The following is a 15,409-nucleotide window of genomic DNA, read 5'->3' on the forward strand; positions in this document are numbered from 1 at the left end:
TTCTGCGGGGTTGGTTCTTGCTGGCCTTGGCTGAATGCCAGCCGTGCGACCCGTCGTGTGAGCGACATGAATTTTCTTTGTGCTAGGCGGCGCCTGGGGTGCCTGAGAGGTATTAGCGCATGCTTCAAGGCTACGGCTCGACCATTCTCGATGGTGCCTGGCTCACTCTGCTTCTGGCGCTGACGTCGATGGCAGTGGCGATCTTCCTCGGCCTGCTGGGTGCGGCCTTCCGTTTGTCGCCGGTGCGTTGGCTGGCGGCGTTGGGCGATACCTATGCCACGGTGATTCGTGGCATCCCCGATCTGGTGCTGATTCTGCTGATTTTCTACGGCGGCCAGGACATGGTGAACCGCATCGCGCCCATGGTCGGCTATGACGATTACATCGACATCAACCCCTTCGTCGCCGGCGTGTTCACCATGGGCTTCATCTTTGGGGCCTACCTGTCGGAGACCTTCCGTGGCGCCTTCATGGCGATCCCCAAGGGGCAGTCGGAAGCCGGCGCGGCCTATGGCATGAGCGGGATGCAGGTGTTCTTCCGCATTCTCGTGCCGCAGATGATCCGTTTCGCCATTCCCGGCTTCACCAACAACTGGCTGGTGCTGACCAAGGCCACCGCACTGATTTCCGTGGTCGGCCTGCAGGACATGATGTTCAAGGCCAAGAGCGCGGCCGACGCGACGCGTGAGCCGTTCACCTTCTATCTGGCGGTAGCGGGGCTGTACCTGGTGCTGACCAGTGTGTCTTTGCTGGCGCTGCGTTTCCTCGAGAAACGGTATTCGGTAGGTACCAAGGCGGCAGACCTATGATCTTCGACTATCAAATGATCTGGGAGAACCTGCCGCTGTACTGGGGCGGCGTGCTGGTCACCGTGAAAATCCTGCTGATCTCCCTGGCGGTCGGCCTCAGCCTGGCGCTGCCGCTGGCGCTGATGCGGGTGTCGAAATCGCCCTGGGTCAACTTCCCGGCCTGGCTCTACACCTACGTGATTCGCGGCACGCCGATGCTGGTACAGCTGTTTCTGATCTATTACGGCCTGGCTCAGTTCGAGTTCATCCGTGACAGCTTCATGTGGCCGTATTTCTCCAGCGCGACCTTCTGCGCCTGCCTGGCGTTTGCCATCAATACCAGCGCCTACACCGCGGAAATTCTCGCCGGCAGCCTCAAGGCCACGCCGCCAGGGGAGATCGAGGCGGCCAAGGCCATGGGCATGTCACGCAGCAAGCTCTACCGGCGCATCCTGCTGCCGTCGGCGCTGCGCCGGGCGCTGCCGCAGTACAGCAATGAAGTGATCATGATGCTGCACACCACGTCGCTGGCGTCGATCGTGACCCTGATCGACATCACTGGCGCGGCGCGCACTGTTAGCTCGCAGTACTACATGCCGTTCGAAGCCTTCATCACCGCCGGCCTGTTCTACCTGGCGCTGACCTTCATCCTGGTGCGCCTGTTCAAGCTGGCCGAGCGCCGCTGGTTGGCCTACATGGCCCCGCGCAAGGGCTGATGCCATGACGATTCAAGAGAACCCGAACATGTACAAACTCGAAGTTCAGGACCTGCACAAGCGCTACGGCAGCCATGAAGTGATCAAGGGCGTGTCGATGGCGGCCAAGGCGGGCGACGTGATCAGCATCATCGGCTCCAGCGGCTCGGGCAAGAGCACCTTCCTGCGCTGCCTGAATCTGCTCGAACAGCCGCATGCCGGCAAGATTTTGCTCAACAACGAAGAGCTGAAGCTGGTGCCGGCCAAGGACGGTTCGCTGCGTGCAGCCGATGCCAAGCAACTGCAGCGCATGCGCTCGCGCCTGGCCATGGTGTTCCAGCACTTCAACCTGTGGTCGCACATGAGCGCCCTGGAAAACGTGATGGAAGCGCCGGTGCACGTGCTTGGCGTGAGCAAGGCCGAGGCCCGCGACAAGGCCGAGCACTACCTGGCCAAGGTCGGTGTCGCGCACCGCAAGGATGCCTACCCGGCGCACATGAGCGGTGGTGAGCAGCAGCGCGTGGCCATCGCCCGTGCCCTGGCCATGGAGCCGGAGGTGATGCTGTTCGACGAGCCGACTTCGGCGCTCGACCCGGAACTGGTCGGCGAAGTGCTGAAGGTGATGCAGGACCTGGCCACCGAAGGTCGCACCATGGTGGTGGTGACCCACGAAATGGGTTTTGCCCGCGAGGTGTCGAACCAGCTGGTATTCCTGCACAAGGGGCTGGTTGAAGAGCGCGGTTGCCCGAAGGAAGTGCTGGCCAATCCGCAATCCGAACGACTGCAGCAGTTTCTTTCCGGCAGTCTCAAATAATAAGAAGCTAGACTGCGCACTTAACTGGTGCGTTGAACCCATTGAATAGACGCTAATGACCCCCCATCGAATCGGCTTTCTCTATTGGCCCGGCACCAAGGCTTTGACGTTGTCTCTGGCGGAGGAAGCCCTGCGTGTTGCCCAGCGCGTGCATCCAGAAGTGGTGTACGAGTTGGTGTTCCTCCAGGCCGAGCCGCTGGTTGCGGGTGACTGGCGTCTGCCGGGCGAGCCCTGGGCCGGGCATCTGGAAGGGTTGGACAAGCTGTTTCTGCTCGCCGATACGCCGCCGGCGCAGGTGTCGGCCGGTCTGGCGGCTGCGCTCAAGCAGCAGGTGCGCAGCGGTTGCGTGATCGGCGGGCTGTCTGCAGGGGTCTATCCGCTGGCTCAGCTCGGTTTGCTCGATGGTTATCGCGCGGCGGTGCACTGGCGCTGGCAGGACGACTTCGCCGAGCGCTTCCCCAAGGTCATCGCCACCAGCCACCTGTTCGACTGGGATCGCGATCGTCTGACCGCCTGTGGCGGCATGGCCGTGCTCGATCTGCTGCTGGCGGTGCTGGCGCGCGACCACGGCGCCGAGCTGGCCGGTGCGGTGAGCGAGGAGCTGGTGGTCGAGCGCATTCGCGAGGGCGGTGAGCGTCAGCGTATTCCACTGCAGAATCGCCTGGGCTCCAGTCATCCGAAGCTGACCCAGGCCGTGCTGCTGATGGAAGCCAATATCGAGGAGCCGCTGACCACCGACGAGATCGCCCAGCATGTGTGCGTGTCGCGTCGTCAGCTCGAGCGCATCTTCAAGCAGTACCTCAATCGCGTGCCCAGCCAGTATTACCTGGAGCTGCGCTTGAACAAGGCGCGCCAGCTTCTGATGCAGACCAGCAAGTCGATCATCCAGATCGGCCTGTCCTGCGGCTTCTCCTCGGGGCCGCATTTCTCCAGTGCCTACCGCAACTTCTTCGGCGCCACGCCACGCGATGATCGCAACCAGCGCCGCAGCAACAGCCCCTTCGAGCTGACGTCGACGCCGGTCGAGCGGGGTTGAGACGCCTTGTGGGAGCGAGCTCTGCTCGCGAAACTCTGGTGTTGCCCTCGGTTCGCGAGCAGAGCTCGCTCCTACGCCGCGGTGGCCGTAGCCCGGATTGCATCCTGGCTACGCAGGCGTGAATTTCGATACTGACCGGTCAGCCTGCGGAGATTTTTTCTGGCAGCGTGCTCCAGGCGGCGATCTGCGATTAAACTGCGCCTTTCCGACGCTTTCTGTCGCTTGGACGAAAACCCGCGGAAAACCTGGGGTGGCGCTGTAAGAAGTTGTCGCATGGCGACAATGCCGGCCCCGATTCAGTCCCTACAATCCTTGCATTCCCTGTCGTTTCGGGCGCTTTGTTGCCTGCCAGCGGCCGGTATTTCTCATCAGGAGAGCTTTGATGTCCGTTCAGCACGATGCGGTGCAACGCGCCGATTTCGACCAGTTCATGGTCCCCAACTACGCCCCTGCTGCCTTCGTACCCGTGCGCGGCCTGGGTTCGCGAGTCTGGGATCAGAGCGGTCGAGAGCTGATCGACTTCGCCGGCGGCATCGCCGTCAACGTGCTTGGCCACTGCCACCCGGCGCTGGTCGCGGCGCTGACCGAGCAGGCCAATACCCTGTGGCACATCTCCAACGTGTTCACCAACGAGCCGACCCTGCGCCTGGGCAAGAAGCTGGTCGAGGCGACCTTCGCCGAGCGCGTGTTCTTCTGCAACTCCGGCGCCGAGGCCAACGAGGCTGCGTTCAAGCTGGCGCGGCGTGTCGCTCATGACCGTTTCGGGCCGGAGAAGCACGAGATCATCGCTGCGACCAACAGTTTCCACGGCCGTACCCTGTTCACCGTCAGCGTCGGTGGCCAGCCGAAGTACTCCGACGGTTTCGGGCCGAAGATCCAGGGCATCACCCACGTGCCGTACAACGATCTGGAGGCGCTGAAAGCCGCCATCTCCGACAAGACCTGCGCCGTGGTGCTGGAGCCCGTGCAGGGCGAGGGCGGCGTGCTGCCGGCGGACAAGGCCTATCTGCAAGGCGCTCGCGAGCTGTGCAACGCGCACAACGCGCTGCTGGTATTCGATGAAGTGCAGAGCGGTATGGGCCGTACTGGCGAGCTGTTCGCCTACATGAATTACGGCGTGGTGCCGGACATCCTCTCCAGTGCCAAGAGCCTGGGCGGTGGTTTCCCCATCGCGGCGATGCTCACTACCACCGATCTGGCCAAGCATTTCTCGCCTGGTACCCATGGCACCACCTACGGTGGCAACCCGCTGGCCTGTGCGGTGGGCGAGGCGGTACTGGATATCGTCAACACTGCCGAGACGCTGAACGGCGTCAAAGCCAAGAGCGAACAGTTCAAGACGCGCCTGCTGGCGCTGGGCAAGCAGTACGGCCTGTTCGAGCAGGTACGTGGCATGGGCTTGTTGCTCGGCTGCGTACTCAATGATGCCTGGATGGGTAAGGCCAAGCAGGTACTCGATGCCGCCACCTCCGAGGGGCTGATGATTCTGCAGGCCGGTCCGGATGTGGTGCGTTTCGCCCCGAGCCTGGTGGTCGAAGAGGCCGATATCGACGAAGGCCTGGCTCGTTTCGAGCGTGCGCTGAGCAAACTGACGGCAGCCTGAGTCTTCGCTGACTTGCTGTGGGTGGAGCTTCAGCCGCGACAATCGCGGCTGCGACTGCATGGATGCAGGAGCTAGAGCGAAGCAGGATGCCCGAGCCGAAGCACCTCCCACGGCTGTTTGCCCGACCCGGGCTACGAATTCCCTGTTTAGAAGGAGTGACCCATGCTGGTGATGCGCCCTGCGCAAATGGCGGACCTGGCGGATGTGCAGCGACTGGCTGCTGACAGCCCGGTGGGTGTCACTTCCTTGCCGGACGATGCAGGCCGGCTGGGTGACAAGATCGCCGCCTCGGATGCGTCGTTCGCCGCCGAAGTCAGTTTCAACGGCGAGGAGAGCTACTTCTTCGTGCTCGAGGACACCGAGAGCGGCCGCCTGGTCGGCTGTTCCGGCATCGTTGCCTCGGCGGGCTACTCCGAGCCCTTCTACAGCTTTCGCAACGAAACCTTCGTGCACAACTCGCGCGAGCTGAAGATCCACAACAAGATCCACGTGCTGTCGCTGTGTCACGACCTGACCGGCAACAGCCTGCTCACCAGCTTCTACGTCGAGCGCTCGCTGGTCAGCAGCGTGTTCGCCGAGCTCAATTCGCGCGGGCGCCTGCTGTTCATGGCGGGGCACCCGGAGCGCTTCGCCGATGCCGTGGTGGTGGAGATCGTCGGCCACAGTGACGAGAACGGTGATTCGCCGTTCTGGGACGCGCTGGGGCGCAATTTCTTCGACATGACCTACGCCGAGGCCGAGCGCCTGTGCGGCCTCAAGAGCCGCACCTTCCTCGCCGAGCTGATGCCGCATTATCCGATCTACGTGCCGCTGCTCTCGGACGAGGCGCAGGAGGCCATGGGTCAGGTGCATCCGCGTGCGCAGATCACCTTCGACATTCTCATGCGCGAAGGCTTCGAGACCGACCATTACATCGACATCTTCGATGGCGGCCCGACCCTGCATGCGCGCACCTCGGGCATTCGCAGCATCGCGCAGAGTCGCCTGGTGCCGGTGAAGATCGGCGAGGCCGAGGCCGGCGGACGCCAGTATCTGGTCAGCAACGGTCAGTTGCAGGACTTCCGCGCCATCGTTGCCGACCTCGACTGGGTGCCGGGCAAACCCGTGGTACTCAGTGCGCAGGCGGCCGAAGCGCTGGGGGTCGGTGAGGGTGCCAGTGTCAGGTTGGTAGCGGTTTAACCCCTGCTCCGCAGGAGAGGGCGCCCTTCACGGGCAAAGGAGAGTGCCGGCGGTGCTCTTGAGGAATCTGGAGGTTTTATGATCGTTCGTCCCGTGCGCAGTGCCGATTTGCCGGCCCTGATCGACCTGGCTCGCAGCACCGGCGCTGGCCTGACCACGCTGCCGGCCAACGAGGAGCGCCTGGCGCATCGGGTCGGCTGGGCGGAGAAGGCATTTCGTGGCGAGGCCGAACGCGCCGACGCCGACTACCTGTTCGTGCTCGAAGACGATGCCGGCAAGGTGGTAGGCATTTCTGCGGTGGCCGGTGCCGTCGGCCTGCGCGAGCCCTGGTACAACTACCGGGTCGGCCTGACCGTCAGCGCTTCGCAGGAGCTGAACATCCACCGCCAGGTGCCGACGCTGTTCATGGCCAACGACATGACTGGCAACTCCGAATTGTGCTCGCTGTTCTTGCATGCCGATCACCGCACGGGCCTCAACGGCCGCTTATTGTCCAAGGCGCGTTTTCTGTTCATCGCCGAATTTCGCGAGCTGTTCGGCGACAAGGTGATCGCCGAGATGCGTGGCATGTCCGATGACCGCGGGCGTTCACCGTTCTGGGAAAGCCTTGGTCGGCATTTCTTCAAGATGGAGTTCTCCCAGGCGGACTACCTCACCGGCGTTGGCAACAAGGCTTTCATCGCCGAGCTGATGCCCAAGTTTCCGCTCTACACCTGCTTCCTGTCCGAAGATGCGCGCGCCGTGATCGGTCGGGTACACCCGGACACCGAGCCGGCGCTGGCCATGCTCAAGGCCGAGGGTTTCAGCTACCAGGGCTATGTCGACATCTTCGATGCCGGCCCGGCTATCGAGGCGGAAACCGCGAAGATCCGCGCCGTGCAGGGCAGCCAGAACCTGGTGCTGGCCATTGGCACGCCAGGCGATGACGCCGAGCCTTTCCTGATACACAACCGCAAGCGTCAGGACTGCCGTATCACTGCTGCGCCTGCGCGCCTGGCGGCTGGCACCCTGGTGGTCGATCCGCTGACGGCCAAGCGTCTGCGCCTTTCCGCGGGTGATCAGGTGCGCGCCGTTACGCTGTCGGCGCACCGCTGAGTAATTGGTTTTGCGCGGCGGCCCAAGCTGGCCGCTGAAAAATGCTGGGAGTGGTAAAACAAGATGAACACTCATTACATCGCAGGTCAGTGGCAGCCCGGTCAGGGCGAGTCGCTGCAATCGCTCGACCCGGTCGGCCAGGCCGTGCTGTGGCAGGGCCAGGGCGCCACGGCGGCGCAGGTCGATGCCGCCGTTAGCGCTGCACGGGGTGCGTTCTCGCTGTGGGCCGCGCACTCGCTGGACGGCCGTATCGCCGTGCTGGAGCGCTTCGCCGCCTGTTTGAAGTCACGTGCTGACGAAGTCGCCCGAGCGATTGGTGAGGAGACCGGCAAGCCGCTGTGGGAAGCCGCCACCGAAGTGAACAGCATGGTGGGCAAGGTCGCCATTTCCATTCAGAGCTACCGTGAGCGCACTGGCGAGAAGAGCGGCCCGCTGGGCGATGCCACCGCCGTGTTGCGGCATAAGCCACATGGGGTGGTGGCGGTGTTCGGTCCCTACAACTTCCCGGGTCACCTGCCCAATGGACATATCGTGCCGGCGCTGCTGGCCGGTAACTGCGTGCTGTTCAAGCCCAGCGAGCTGACGCCGAAGGTGGCCGAGCTGACCGTGCAATGCTGGATCGAGGCCGGGCTGCCCGAGGGCGTGCTCAACCTGTTGCAGGGCGGCCGCGAAACCGGCGTCGCCCTGGCTGGCCACCCCGGTATCGACGGGCTGTTCTTCACCGGCTCCAGCCGCACCGGCAATCTGCTGCACGCCCAGTTCGCCGGTCGCCCGGACAAGATCCTGGCGCTGGAGATGGGCGGCAACAACCCACTGATCGTCGATCAGGTCGCGGATGTCGACGCGGCGGTCTACACCATCGTCCAGTCCGCGTTCATCTCTGCCGGCCAGCGCTGCACCTGCGCGCGCCGTCTGCTGGTGCCGCAAGGGGAGTGGGGCGATGCGCTGCTGGAGCGCCTGGTGCAGGTCGTCGGGCAGATCAAGATCGGTCGCTTCGACGAGCAGCCGGCGCCGTTCATGGGTTCGGTGATTTCCCTACAGGCCGCCGCGCAGCTGATGCAGGCCCAGCAGGCCTTGCTGGCCGGCGGCGCTACGGCGCTGCTGGCGATGACGCAACCGCAGGCCGATGCTGCGCTGCTGACGCCCGGCATCCTCGATGTCACGGCCGTGAGCGGCCGTCCTGACGAAGAGTTCTTCGGCCCGCTGTTGCAGGTGATCCGCTACGACAGCTTCGAATCGGCCATCGCCGAGGCCAATGCCACGGCTTATGGTCTGGCCGCTGGCCTGCTGTCCGACTCGCGTGCACGCTTCGAGCAGTTCTGGCTGCATAGCCGCGCCGGCATCGTCAACTGGAACAAGCAGCTCACCGGTGCCGCCAGCACCGCGCCGTTCGGTGGTATCGGGGCGTCGGGCAACCACCGCGCCAGTGCCTACTACGCGGCAGATTACTGCGCCTACCCGGTGGCCGGGCTGGAAAGCGACAGCCTGAGCCTGCCCGCGACCCTGACTCCGGGAGTGACCCTGTAATGGCTGCCTATGAGATGAACTTTGACGGCCTGGTCGGGCCGACTCACAACTACGGCGGTCTGTCCTACGGCAACGTGGCTTCGCAGAGCAACAGTCAGGCGGCATCCAATCCCAAGGAGGCTGCCAAGCAGGGCCTGGCGAAGATGAAGGCGCTGATGGACATGGGCTTCAAGCAGGGCGTACTGGCCCCGCAGGAGCGTCCGGATGTCGCGGCGTTACGCCGTCTGGGCTTTACCGGCAGCGATGTCGAGGTGATCCAGCGCGCTGCACGTGAGGCCATGCCACTGCTGGTGGCGAGCTGCTCGGCCTCGAGCATGTGGACGGCCAATGCCTGCACCGTTAGCCCTAGCGCCGACACGGCGGACGGGCGCGTGCACTTCACCGCGGCCAACCTCAACTGCAAGTTCCACCGTAGCATCGAGCACCCGACCACCAGTCGCGTGCTGCAAGCGATGTTCGCCAACCCGGCGCACTTCGCTCACCACCCGGCGCTGCCGGCAGTGGCGCAGTTCGGTGACGAGGGCGCAGCCAACCACACGCGCTTCTGCAAGGGTTATGGCGACGCCGGGGTGGAGTTCTTCGTCTACGGGCGTAGCGCCTTCGACGCTCGCTATCCGGCGCCGGCGCGCTATCCGGCGCGACAGACCCTTGAGGCCAGCCAGGCGGTGGCCCGTCTGCATGGGCTAAGCGAGGCGGGTGTGGTCTACGCCCAGCAGAATCCGGCGGTGATCGATCAGGGCGTGTTCCACAATGACGTGATCGCCGTGGGTAACGGCGAGGTGCTGTTCTATCACCAGGATGCTTTCCTCGAAACAGACAAGGTGCTGGCCGAGCTGGGCGACAAGCTGGCTCGTCGTGGCGGCAACTTCCAGGTCGTATGCGTGCCTGGTTCTGCCGTCAGCGTGCAGGAGGCGGTGCGCTCCTACCTGTTCAACAGTCAACTGCTGAGCCGTGCCGACGGCAGCATGCTGCTGGTGGTGCCGGAGGAATGCCGGAACAATGCCAGCGTCTGGCGCTATCTGCAGCAGCTGACGGCCAGCGGCGGGCCGATCCGCGAGGTGCGCGTGTTCGACCTCAAGCAGAGCATGCAGAATGGCGGTGGCCCGGCGTGCCTGCGCCTGCGCGTGGCGCTCAATGAGCAGGAACTGGCAGCGGTCAATCCTGGCGTGGTGATGAGCGACGCGTTGCACGATACCTTGGTGGCCTGGGTCGACAAGCATTACCGCGACCGCTTGAGCGAAGCCGACCTGGCCGACCCGCAATTGCTGACCGAATGCCGCACGGCATTGGATGAACTGACGCAGATCCTTAAACTGGGCTCGGTCTATCCTTTCCAGATAGCCTGAACCTGACCTCGATTCCCGGAGATTGTATGAGCGACGCGCTGCAACTGATTCTTGAAGACAACGATGGCACTCAGCTGGAAACCTCCTGCAGCCGCTTTGCCGTGGTCTGGCAGGGCAAGGAACTGTGGGTCCAGGCTGTTGGCGATCAGTTGCTGATCGGTGTCGACGTGGAGGAGGGCGATACCGAGTACGTCAACCTGCTGCTGCGTCCACAGGCCACCAACCTGGTCAGCCTGCAACTGGAGATGGAGCCGATGATCGCCGATGAGGACGATCATGTTCATGGCCCGGACTGCAATCACTGATTGAACCTTGTAGGAGCGAGCTCTGCTCGCGAAAACGCTTGTTCGCTCGCGACGCTCGCTCCTACCAAAATGCTGCGAACCAAGGAGTCCCCATGCTTGCCCTCGGCAAACTGCTTGAACTGACCCTGGCCGGCCATGAGCCGTCGGCGAAGATTCAACTGACGCCCGATGGCACGCGTCTGCGCTGGCTAGATGAGGGCGCGCTGGAGGTGACTCCGCCTGCTGCGCGCGACAACGGCCTCGACCTGCTGCTGTCGGCCGGCGTCCATGGTAACGAAACCGCGCCAATCGAGCTGCTTGATCGTCTGTTGCGCGGCATCGCGCGCAACGAGCTGCATCCGGCGGCGCGCATTCTCTTTCTGTTCGGCAACCCTGAGGCCATGCGCCGTGGCGAGCGTTACGTCGAGCAGGACCTCAATCGTCTGTTCAGCGGCCGTCACGAGCAGTCCAGTGGCTTCGAGGCCATCAGGGCCTGCGACCTCGAGCACCTGGCCGTCAATTTCTTCGGCAAGGACACCGGTCGCACGCGCCTGCACTACGACCTGCATACCGCCATCCGCGCGTCCAAAATCGAGCAGTTCGCCCTCTATCCGTGGCAGGAGGGGCGTGCGCATTCCCGTCGCGAGCTGGAGCGTCTGCGGGCTGCCGGCATCGAGGCGGTACTGCTGCAGAACAAATCGTCGATTACCTTCAGCGCCTATACCTACGCGCAACTCGGCGCCGAGGCCTTCACCCTGGAGCTGGGCAAGGCGCGTGCTTTCGGCCAGAACGAACTGGTCAACCTCGATCTGCTGGAGAACGCGCTGCACGCGCTGATCGAAGGGCGCGAGGTAATCAGTGGTGAGCCGACCCTCGATGGCATGCAGCTATTCGCCGTGTCGCGCGAGGTGATCAAGCACAGCGATAGCTTCCAGCTGCACGTGCCTGCGGATATCGAGAACTTCACCGAGCTGGAGCCCGGCTACCTGCTTGCCGAGGATATCGCCGATACCCGCTGGATCGTGGACGAGCAGGGCGCGCGCATCATCTTCCCCAATCCCAAGGTCAAAAACGGCCACCGCGCTGCCATCCTGATCGTCCCCGACGATGGTGCCGGTTTGGCATAGCTGCGTATGTGGCAGGGCTTTAGCCGCGACGTCGCGTCGTATTGATCGCCGCTAAAGCGCCTCCCACGGCAGCCCGCGATTTTGCCTTCAACTGTATCTTCCACCGTCCGAGCGACCTCTTTAGCATGGGACTTTCGCCAATTGCCAGGAAAGCCTGTCATGCCCCTGATCGACCTGCGTAGCGACACCGTTACCCAACCCACTGCTGCCATGCGCGAAGCCATGATGGCTGCCGAGCTGGGCGATGACGTGTATGGCGAAGACCCCACGGTCAATCGTCTGGAGGTCTGGCTGGCCAATGAACTGGGCTTCGAGGCGGCGCTGTTCGTCCCCACCGGCACCATGAGCAACCTGCTCGGCCTGATGGCTCATTGCGAACGCGGTGACGAGTACATCGTCGGCCAACAGGCGCACACCTATAAGTACGAGGGTGGCGGTGCCGCCGTGCTCGGCTCCATCCAGCCGCAACCGATCGAGGGTGAAACCAACGGTTCGCTGGACCTGGCCAAGGTCGAGGCGGCGATCAAGCAAGACGACTTCCACTTTGCCCGCACCCGCCTGCTGGCCCTGGAAAACACCATGCAGGGCAAGGTGCTGCCGCTCGATTACCTGGCTGCCGCCCGCGAAATGACTCGCCGCCGTGGTTTGAGCCTGCACCTCGATGGCGCCCGCCTGTATAACGCAGCGGTCAAGCTCGGTGTGCCGGCGCGCGAGATCACCCAGCACTTCGATTCGGTCTCGGTGTGCCTGTCCAAGGGGCTCGGTGCGCCGGTCGGTTCGGTGCTCTGTGGCAGTACGGCGTTGATCGCCAAAGCACGCCGTTTGCGCAAGATGGTTGGCGGTGGCATGCGTCAGGCCGGCGTGCTGGCGGCAGCAGGCTTGTATGCGCTGCAGCATCAGGTTCAGCGCCTGGCCGAGGACCATGCCAATGCGACGCGACTCGGCGAAGAGCTGAGCGAGCTGGGTTATAGCGTTGAGCCGGTGCAGACCAACATGGTCTATGTGCAACTTGGCGAGCGTGCCGGGCAGATCAAGGGCTTCATGGCTGAACGAGGCATCGCTGTCAGTGCCGCGCCGCGCCTGCGCCTGGTGACTCATCTGGATGTTGGAACCGCGGGCGTCGAGCGCGTGATCGAGGCGTTCGCTGCCTTCCGTTCCCATTGAGCGAAATGCCGACAGTTCATAGCTGTCGGCTATCAACAAGGCACTAGCCGCGGGCGAAAGGGCCGATATAATGCGTCCCTTTGCCGGCTTTGCCGTGGCCGCCTGATTCCGTGGATATCCCTATGAAAAGCGCAGAAATCCGTGAAGCCTTCCTGAGCTTCTTCGAAGAAAAAGGGCACACCCGTGTCGCTTCCAGCTCGCTGATCCCGGCGAACGACCCGACCCTGCTGTTCACCAACGCAGGCATGAACCAGTTCAAGGACTGCTTCCTGGGCCTGGAAAAGCGCGCCTACACCCGCGCCACCACCAGCCAGAAATGCGTACGTGCCGGCGGTAAGCACAACGACCTGGAAAACGTCGGCTACACCGCGCGTCACCACACCTTCTTCGAAATGCTGGGTAACTTCAGCTTCGGCGACTATTTCAAGCGCGATGCCATTCATTACGCCTGGGAATTCCTGACCTCCGACAAGTGGCTGAACCTGCCCAAGGAAAAGCTCTGGGTCACCGTCTACGCCACCGATGACGAAGCCTACGAGATCTGGACCAAGGAAGTTGGCATCCCCACCGAGCGCATGATCCGCATCGGCGACAACAAGGGGGCGCCGTACGCCTCCGACAACTTCTGGGCAATGGGTGATACCGGTCCGTGCGGCCCGTGCACCGAGATTTTCTTCGACCACGGTGAGCACATCTGGGGCGGCCCACCCGGCAGCCCGGAAGAAGATGGCGACCGCTACATCGAGATCTGGAACAACGTGTTCATGCAGTTCAACCGTACTGCAGATGGCGTGCTGCACCCGCTACCGGCGCCGAGTGTGGACACCGGCATGGGCCTGGAGCGCATCAGCGCCGTACTGCAGCACGTCAACTCGAACTACGAGATCGACCTGTTCCAGAATCTGTTGGCCGCCTCGGCCAAGGCCATCGGCTGCAGCAACGAAGGTCAGGCCTCGCTGAAAGTGGTGGCTGACCACATCCGTTCCTGCAGCTTCCTGATCGCCGACGGCGTGACCCCGTCCAACGAAGGCCGTGGCTACGTGCTGCGCCGCATCGTGCGTCGCGCCTGCCGTCACGGTAACAAGCTGGGCGCCAAGGGCAGCTTCTTCTACCAGATCGTTGCTGCGCTGGTGGCCGAGATGGGCGAAGCCTTCCCCGAACTCAAACAGCAGCAGGCGCATATCGAGCGCGTGCTCAAGACCGAAGAAGAGCAGTTCGCCAAGACCCTGGAGCAGGGCCTGAAGATCCTTGAGCAGGATCTGGCCGGCCTGCAGGGCTCGGTAATCCCCGGCGACGTGGTGTTCAAGCTGTATGACACCTACGGTTTCCCGGTTGACCTGACCGCCGACATCGCCCGCGAGCGCGAGCTGTCGGTGGACGAAGAGGGCTTCGAGCGTGAAATGGAAGCGCAGCGCGAGCGCGCCCGTTCCGCCAGCGCCTTCGGCATGGATTACAACGCTCTGGTCAAGGTCGACGCCGACACCCGCTTCCTCGGTTACGAAGGCACCAGCGGCAGCGGCAAGATCATCGCTCTGTTCAAGGCCGGTGCTGCGGTCGACAGCCTCGCCGAAGGCGAAGAGGGCGTGGTGGTGCTGGATCAGACCCCGTTCTACGCCGAGTCCGGTGGCCAGATCGGCGACTGCGGCTACCTGGAAAGTGCTGGCGTGCGTTTCGACGTGCGCGACACCACCAAGGCCGGCGGTGCCTTCCTGCACCACGGTGTGGTAGCCAAGGGCGGTCTGAGCGTCGGCACCAGCGTCAAGGCCGAAGCCGAAGCGGGTGTGCGTCAAGCCACCGCGCTGAACCACTCCGCGACTCACCTGCTGCACGCCGCGCTGCGTCAGGTGCTGGGTGATCACGTGCAGCAGAAAGGCTCGCTGGTCGACAGTCAGCGCCTGCGTTTCGACTTCAGCCATTTCGAGGCGATCAAGCCTGAGCAGTTGAAGCAACTGGAAGACATCGTCAACGCCGAGATTCGCAAGAACTCCGAGGTCGAGACCGAAGAAACCGACATCGAGACCGCCAAGTCCAAGGGTGCCATGGCGCTGTTCGGCGAGAAGTACGGTGATCAGGTGCGCGTACTGAGCATGGGCGGCGACTTCTCCGTCGAGCTGTGTGGCGGTACTCACGTATCGCGCACCGGCGACATCGGCCTGTTCAAGATCACCAGCGAAGGCGGCGTGGCCGCTGGCGTGCGTCGTATCGAAGCGGTCACTGGTGCAGCCGCGCTGGCTTGGCTCAACGGTGCCGAGGAACAGCTCAAGGAAGCCGCCTCCCTGGTCAAGGGCAGTCGCGACAACGTGCTGGACAAACTCTCGGCCCTGATCGAGCGCAACCGTCAGCTGGAAAAGGAGCTGGAGCAGCTCAAGGCCAAGGCCGCCAGCGCTGCTGGCAATGACCTGGCTGGTTCGGCCGTGGACGTGAAGGGCACCAAGGTGCTGGCCGCGCGTCTCGATGGCCTGGACGGCAAAGCGCTGCTGGCGCTGGTCGACCAACTGAAGAACAAGCTGGGCAGCGCTGTGATCCTGCTCGGCGGCGTGTTCGACGAGAAGGTGGTACTGGTCGCCGGTGTGACTCAGGACCTGACTGCCAAGCTCAAGGCCGGTGACCTGATGAAGCAGGCCGCCGCAGCAGTGGGCGGCAAGGGTGGTGGTCGCCCAGACATGGCCCAGGGTGGCGGCGTCGATGCCGGCAAGCTGGATGAAGCCCTGGCCCTGGCCGCAACCCTGGTCGAGCAGGCTTCGTAACGAG

13 protein-coding genes are annotated in these 15,409 nt (G+C 63.6%); all 13 read left to right on the forward strand.

Annotated elements, in window-relative coordinates; all coding sequences use genetic code 11:
- The first annotated feature begins 119 nt into the window (after positions 1 to 119).
- On the forward strand, positions 120 to 809 hold the full coding sequence (locus CDO35_RS13285; protein ID WP_099525197.1) for an ABC transporter permease: 690 nt from the start codon (positions 120 to 122) through the stop codon (positions 807 to 809).
- Entirely contained in the window at positions 806 to 1,504 is a 699-nt protein-coding gene (locus CDO35_RS13290) for an ABC transporter permease (RefSeq protein ID WP_099525198.1), read from the forward strand. The genes CDO35_RS13285 and CDO35_RS13290 overlap by 4 nt, the downstream gene beginning before the upstream one ends.
- A 28-nt stretch (positions 1,505 to 1,532) precedes the next feature.
- Positions 1,533 to 2,297 (forward strand): ABC transporter ATP-binding protein, encoded by a 765-nt coding sequence (locus tag CDO35_RS13295; protein ID WP_099525199.1) that lies wholly within the window; start codon positions 1,533 to 1,535, stop codon positions 2,295 to 2,297.
- A 55-nt stretch (positions 2,298 to 2,352) separates the two neighbouring features.
- Positions 2,353 to 3,333, forward strand: a complete 981-nt coding sequence (gene argR / locus CDO35_RS13300) for a transcriptional regulator ArgR (protein WP_099525200.1) — start codon at positions 2,353 to 2,355, stop codon at positions 3,331 to 3,333.
- A gap of 382 nt (positions 3,334 to 3,715) precedes the next feature.
- The gene (locus tag CDO35_RS13305) at positions 3,716 to 4,936 is read left to right on the forward strand and encodes an aspartate aminotransferase family protein (RefSeq protein ID WP_099525201.1); all 1,221 of its coding nucleotides are present in this window, start codon (positions 3,716 to 3,718) and stop codon (positions 4,934 to 4,936) included.
- 162 nt (positions 4,937 to 5,098) lie between these two features.
- The gene (gene aruF, locus CDO35_RS13310; protein ID WP_099525202.1) at positions 5,099 to 6,115 is read left to right on the forward strand and encodes an arginine/ornithine succinyltransferase subunit alpha; all 1,017 of its coding nucleotides are present in this window, start codon (positions 5,099 to 5,101) and stop codon (positions 6,113 to 6,115) included.
- Between the two features lie 78 nt (positions 6,116 to 6,193).
- A complete protein-coding gene (astA, locus tag CDO35_RS13315; protein ID WP_099525203.1) occupies positions 6,194 to 7,210 on the forward strand; it encodes an arginine N-succinyltransferase in 1,017 nt (338 codons plus the stop codon).
- 63 nt (positions 7,211 to 7,273) lie between these two features.
- Positions 7,274 to 8,737, forward strand: a complete 1,464-nt coding sequence (gene astD / locus CDO35_RS13320) for a succinylglutamate-semialdehyde dehydrogenase (protein WP_099525204.1) — start codon at positions 7,274 to 7,276, stop codon at positions 8,735 to 8,737.
- A complete protein-coding gene (astB, locus tag CDO35_RS13325) occupies positions 8,737 to 10,083 on the forward strand; it encodes an N-succinylarginine dihydrolase (RefSeq protein WP_099525205.1) in 1,347 nt (448 codons plus the stop codon). The genes astD and astB overlap by 1 nt, the downstream gene beginning before the upstream one ends.
- Positions 10,084 to 10,109: 26 nt before the next feature.
- Positions 10,110 to 10,388, forward strand: coding sequence for a hypothetical protein (locus tag CDO35_RS13330; RefSeq protein ID WP_003461883.1), 279 nt, complete (start codon positions 10,110 to 10,112; stop codon positions 10,386 to 10,388).
- Between the two features lie 92 nt (positions 10,389 to 10,480).
- Positions 10,481 to 11,494 carry a succinylglutamate desuccinylase gene (gene astE / locus CDO35_RS13335; protein WP_099525206.1) on the forward strand — a complete coding sequence of 338 codons (1,014 nt, stop codon included), beginning with the start codon at positions 10,481 to 10,483 and terminating at the stop codon, positions 11,492 to 11,494.
- Positions 11,495 to 11,653: 159 nt separating this feature from the next.
- Positions 11,654 to 12,658: a low-specificity L-threonine aldolase gene (gene ltaE / locus CDO35_RS13340; protein ID WP_099525207.1), complete on the forward strand. Its 1,005-nt coding sequence runs from the start codon at positions 11,654 to 11,656 to the stop codon at positions 12,656 to 12,658.
- Positions 12,659 to 12,780: 122 nt separating this feature from the next.
- The gene (alaS, locus tag CDO35_RS13345) at positions 12,781 to 15,405 is read left to right on the forward strand and encodes an alanine--tRNA ligase (RefSeq protein ID WP_099525208.1); all 2,625 of its coding nucleotides are present in this window, start codon (positions 12,781 to 12,783) and stop codon (positions 15,403 to 15,405) included.
- The last annotated feature ends 4 nt before the right edge of the window (positions 15,406 to 15,409 follow it).

The organism is Pseudomonas sediminis (assembly GCF_002741105.1).
In the GTDB taxonomy this organism is placed as follows: Bacteria; Pseudomonadota; Gammaproteobacteria; order Pseudomonadales; family Pseudomonadaceae; genus Aquipseudomonas; species Aquipseudomonas sediminis.